2 protein-coding genes are annotated in these 5,192 nt (G+C 31.4%); both read right to left on the bottom strand.

The features are described from left to right. Nucleotides 1–4,870 (bottom strand): amino acid adenylation domain-containing protein (locus tag ACKTSW_RS09580; protein ID WP_408025044.1); only part of this gene is annotated, 4,870 nt, incomplete at its 3' end. After that, a partial coding sequence (locus ACKTSW_RS09575) for a phosphopantetheine-binding protein (RefSeq protein WP_408025043.1) occupies nucleotides 4,867–5,192 on the bottom strand: 326 nt, incomplete at its 5' end. The genes ACKTSW_RS09575 and ACKTSW_RS09580, both read right to left, overlap by 4 nt.

Below are 5,192 nucleotides of genomic sequence, written 5' to 3'. Positions count from 1 at the left end.
CACTTGGTAATAATACGCCTATCGAATCTCCTACTGAAATATCTACATCTACTAATAAATTACTTAGTTGATTCGAAAATTTATTTAAGGCTTCATAAGTCGTCTCTCCATTTACATCTATTAATGCTGTCTGAGATGGATACTGATTAACAATGTTTTCAAAGTTCTTATGTATATATTGAGGTACTACCGTAGCTACTGATTTTGAAAACCAATCTGTAGTAGATAATTCTTCTTCTCCTAAATATGTGAGTTCTTTCATGGAAACTTCTGGAGTTGCCAAAATTTCTGCTAACAAGTTCTCAAGATGGTTACCCATTCTAATAATACGGTCTTCATCATATAAATCTGTACTATATTCAATACCACATTCTATCTGACCTTCTCGTTCTATAAATTCAAATCGAAGGTCGCTTTTACTTACTTTTAAATCAATATCTTTTCCTTCAATTTCAATTCCTTCCATCTTTAAAGATTTCATGAATTGTAATTCTACATTTTGTAAAATAACAACCACGTCAAATAGTGGCGCACGATTTTTTTGTAAGTCGCTTTCTAGTTTTTCCACCAATACATCAAATGGATAGGATTGATGACTAAAACCTGCAATACTTACTTCTTTTACATCGGCCAGTAGCTTTTGAAAATTGTCTTCACCACTAAATTTTGCACGCAATGCTAAAGTGTTTATATATAATCCTATTTGATTCTCTAAATCTTCGTGTATTCTTCCAGCAATTGGTGTTCCTAAGGTAATATCTGATTGACCTGTGTAACGATATAGTAAAGCATATACTAATGCGCTAACACCCATGAATAATGTGCTGCCTGATGTTACACAGATTCCTTTTAACCCCTCACTGGCTTCTTTTGAGAATTTAACATTATATTGTAAACCTCTGTTACTCATAACTTCTGGTCGTGGGCGATCAGAAGCTAACTCGATTCGGGGTGCTTCTAATAAATGATTCTTCCAATAATTACCTGAGGCTTCAAATTGCGTACTGTTGAGCATCTTAGTTTGCCAAGCTGCATAATCTTTATATTGAATTGGTAATGGTGTTAAATCTATTTCTGAACCCTGTACTAATCCGTTGTAATAAGTAACAAGATCTCGTACTAATATTTGCATTGACCATTCGTCTGAAATAATATGATGTATAGAGAAATATAGTTCTTGATTATTAGCATCATTCTGTACTACAGTTACTTTGAAAAGAGGTCCTTTGTTTAAATCAAAAATATGATTTGTAAATTCTTGAAGAACTGCTGCACTTTCATGTGCTTGTTTGAATGCTACTGAAAAATTATACGCTTTACTTGAAACTATTTTTTGACGAGGTTCTACCCCTTTTTTCACAAAGATTGTTCGTAAACTTTCGTGATATGCTATTAATTGATTGAACGCTTCTTGTAAGGCTGTACGGTTTAGTTTTCCTTTTAATTTATAAATATTAAAGATGTTAAACATCGGCGCATTAGGCTGTTTTTGCACCTGAATCCAGGTTCCTCGTTGCGCTTTTGATAGTTCGTAATCTTCTTGCTTTTCTATTTTAGGTATGTTAATTTCCGTTTGTACTGTGGTTATTTGTGATGCCAAATCTTTTAGTACTGGATTTTTAAATATAGTTTCTATACTTGTGTGTAATGAAGCTTCTTTTTTTAGTTTGGTAATGAACTGAATTGCTTTGATAGAGTTTCCTCCTAATTCAAAGAAATCATCTTCTACTCCAACTTGAGATGCTAATAGTAACTCTGACCAAATGGCGGCTATTTGTTTTTCAGTTTCCGTCTTTGGTGCGATATATATTTTTGTAGATATTCCTTCTGGAATTGGTAAGGATGATTTGTCTAGTTTGCCACTATGTGTTAATGGGAATTCATTTAATTGTTGAATATGAGCTGGCACCATGTATTTTGGTAGCTTGCTTCGAAGTAGTTCTATTAAACAATCAATATTAATTGTTTCTTTTCCTGTAACATATCCTAAAATAAAATCCTCTTTCACTATTACAACAGCTTGATTCACACTAGAATTTTCTTGTAATAAAGATTCTATTTCGCTCAACTCAATACGATATCCTCTTAATTTTATTTGATTGTCTATTCTACCTAAAAATTCAATATTTCCATCGGAAAGCCATTTAGCATAGTCTCCAGTTTTGTAAACTTTGTTTGTATCTTCTCTATTAAACGGGTTATCTATAAACTTTTGTTCTGTTAAATCTTTATTATTTACATATCCTTTTGCCACTTGAACTCCAGCAATTAATAGTTCACCTTTAACCCCAATAGGCTGTATATTACCTTTACTATCAACAATGTGAATTTTGGTATTTGCTATTGGCTTTCCTATGGTTATTTTTCCTTGTTGGTGGTTTGTTAAATCAATGGCAGTAACATCAATTGAAGCTTCCGTAGGACCGTATAAATTATGTAACCTTACTTTTGGCAGTTTGGCTTGAAATTGTTTTACAGTATTTGCTGGTAATGATTCTCCACTACAAATTACATTACACAAACTATTTATTTCATCCTCCTCATTTAATTCCATAAGAAAGGCAGATAGCATTGTAGGTACAAAGTGTATTAACGTGATATTCTTTTCTTTAATAACTTCTTTTAGGTACTTTGTATCTTTGTGTCCTAGTGGTTTCGAGAATACTAATCTTGCCCCACAAATTAATGGAAGTAATAATTCCCAAACCGAAACATCAAAACTAAAATTTGTTTTTTGAAGTATATTATCGTTAACTGAAATATCTAAATATTCTTTCATCCACAGCAGTCGATTATAAATTCCTGCATGATCTATCTTAACCCCTTTTGGTTTTCCAGTAGATCCTGAAGTGTATATTACATAGGCTAAAGACGATTTTTTAATTTCAATCGAAGGTGGTGATGTCGGCTGGTTTTCATATATTGATTTATTATCTAAATTTATATGTGGTATATTGAAACAATCCGCATACTTCTTTTCTGTTAAAACAAAAGTAGTTTCAGTATTTTCTATTATATATGAAATCCTACTTTGTGGTAATTCAGGATCTATTGGTACGTAAGCTCCTCCTGATTTTAGTATTGCTAAAATTCCTATAATCATTTCCAATGACCGGTCTACACAAATAGGTACTAATGTTCCATTTTTTATATCCAACACATGAGTCAATTGATTCGAAATCTCATCCAACTCCTTATATGTTATTTTTTTATCATCTATTACTACTGCAATTGTATTTGGTGTTTTCTCTACTTGATTTTTAAATAAATCTAGTATAGAATCATTTTGAGGAAATGCTATATCAGTTTCATTAAATTTTTCTATTTTTTGAATTGACTTTTCATCAATTAGCGTTAATTCATTTAAAGGAATATTGTTTTCTATGATTACTTTTTCCAGTAGTTTTCTTAGATGCTTTCCTAATCCTTGTATTGTTTGTTCTTTGTAAATATCTGTGTTGTATTCTATTTGAATACTTAATTCTCCTTCTCTATTTTCTTTAAACCAAAAGGTAAAATCGTATTTACTTTGTTTTTTTTCTAATGGAGCTTCTTCAATAATTACATTTTCAAGTTTGGTCGCATGTTCTTTTTCTTGATCTTGAACAACAACCATGACATCAAATAGAGGGGATCTTGATGGATTTCTTTGTACGTCTAATTCGTTCACCAATAAATCAAAAGGATATGATTGGTGCTGGTAGCCATTTAAAATATTTTTCTTTACTTGTTGTAATAGTTCTGAAAAGTCTGATTCACCATCAATCTTTTGTCTTAAAGCCAATGTGTTTACGTAAAAACCTATTTGTTCTTCTAAGTCAGGGTGTTTACGCCCAGATACTGGCGCTCCTAAAATGATATCATCTTGACCACTGTATTTGTATAATAACGTATATACTAACGACATTACTCCCATGAATAATGTAGCGCCTTGGTTTTCTAATAGTTCACGAAATTGCAGACTGTTTTCTTTTGAGATTTTTACAGATATTTCGTTTCCATTGTATGTTTGTATAACTGGACGCGTATAATCTGAAGCTAATTCTAATACAGGAAGTGTACCTTCTAGGTTTTTTAACCAATATTGTTTACTCGTATTTTCGTTTTCTATGTTTTCTAATTCCCAACTTGCGTAGTCTTTAAAGTGTATTCTTAACGGTTGTAAGTTTGCTTCTTCTCCTTTTTTTAACCCGCTATATATCGCAATTACATCATGTACTAATACATTCATAGACCATTCATCAGAAATAATATGATGAATACATAGCGATAAAAAGTAACGTTCGCTTGAAACTTTTATAATTGCTACTTTTAGTAACGGGTCTTTCTCTAAATTAAATTTAGCTGCCGTTATTTCTTGTGCTTTCGCTTGAACTGACTGATAAGGTTTTTCATTGTTTGAATAATCTAAGTTTTCAAAAGAAATTCCTTCGTTTGTGTTTTCTAATATCTTTTGATATGGTTGTCCTTCTTCATATACAAATCGAGTTCTTAAAATTTCATGTCTTTCTACTAAAATTTCAAATGCTCTTTTAAATAGTATTGTATCTATCGTACCGTGTAGCCAATAATGCATGGCCATATTAAAGACTGTTCCTACTTGCTCAAATTGATCCAAGACCCATAATCTATTTTGAGAAAATGATAGTGGGTAATATTCCTTTTTTGTAGCAACAGGAATTTCGAATAAACTATCTTCATTGTTTACTTGCTTCAACAAATCAATAATTTCTTCTTTATAATTTTTCAATTGTTCAACAACTTTAGAAGTTAAAACTCCTTCAGGAGCTTGAATCTCTAATTTCCCATTATCGAGATTTAATTGAACTTCTTTAGATTTTAATTCTTTTAAAAATGAATATACATTCATAATATTATGGTATCTTTTTTAATGATATTATCTTCTGATATTTTAGGTGCCTTCGCCCATTGAATGATTGAAATTTTTGAAGCAACATCTTCTAATACTGGAGAGATGAAGAGTTCCTTTAATTCCAATGTAACTCCTAATTCTTTTTTGATTCTCGAAACAATTTGTATTCCTTTAAGCGAGTGTCCGCCTAATTCAAAGAAATTATCCTTAATTCCTATACCTTCTTTGTTTAACACTTCTTCCCAAATTGCTACTAACGCATGTTCTGTCTCATTTCTTGGTGCTACATACTCTCTAACAAACTCTTCTGTTGGACTTG

The organism is Tenacibaculum sediminilitoris, from assembly GCF_964513795.1.
GTDB lineage: Bacteria > Bacteroidota > Bacteroidia > Flavobacteriales > Flavobacteriaceae > Polaribacter > Polaribacter sediminilitoris.
The sequence above is the reverse complement of the archived record's forward strand: the minus strand, read 5'-3'. Positions and strand labels throughout refer to the sequence as shown.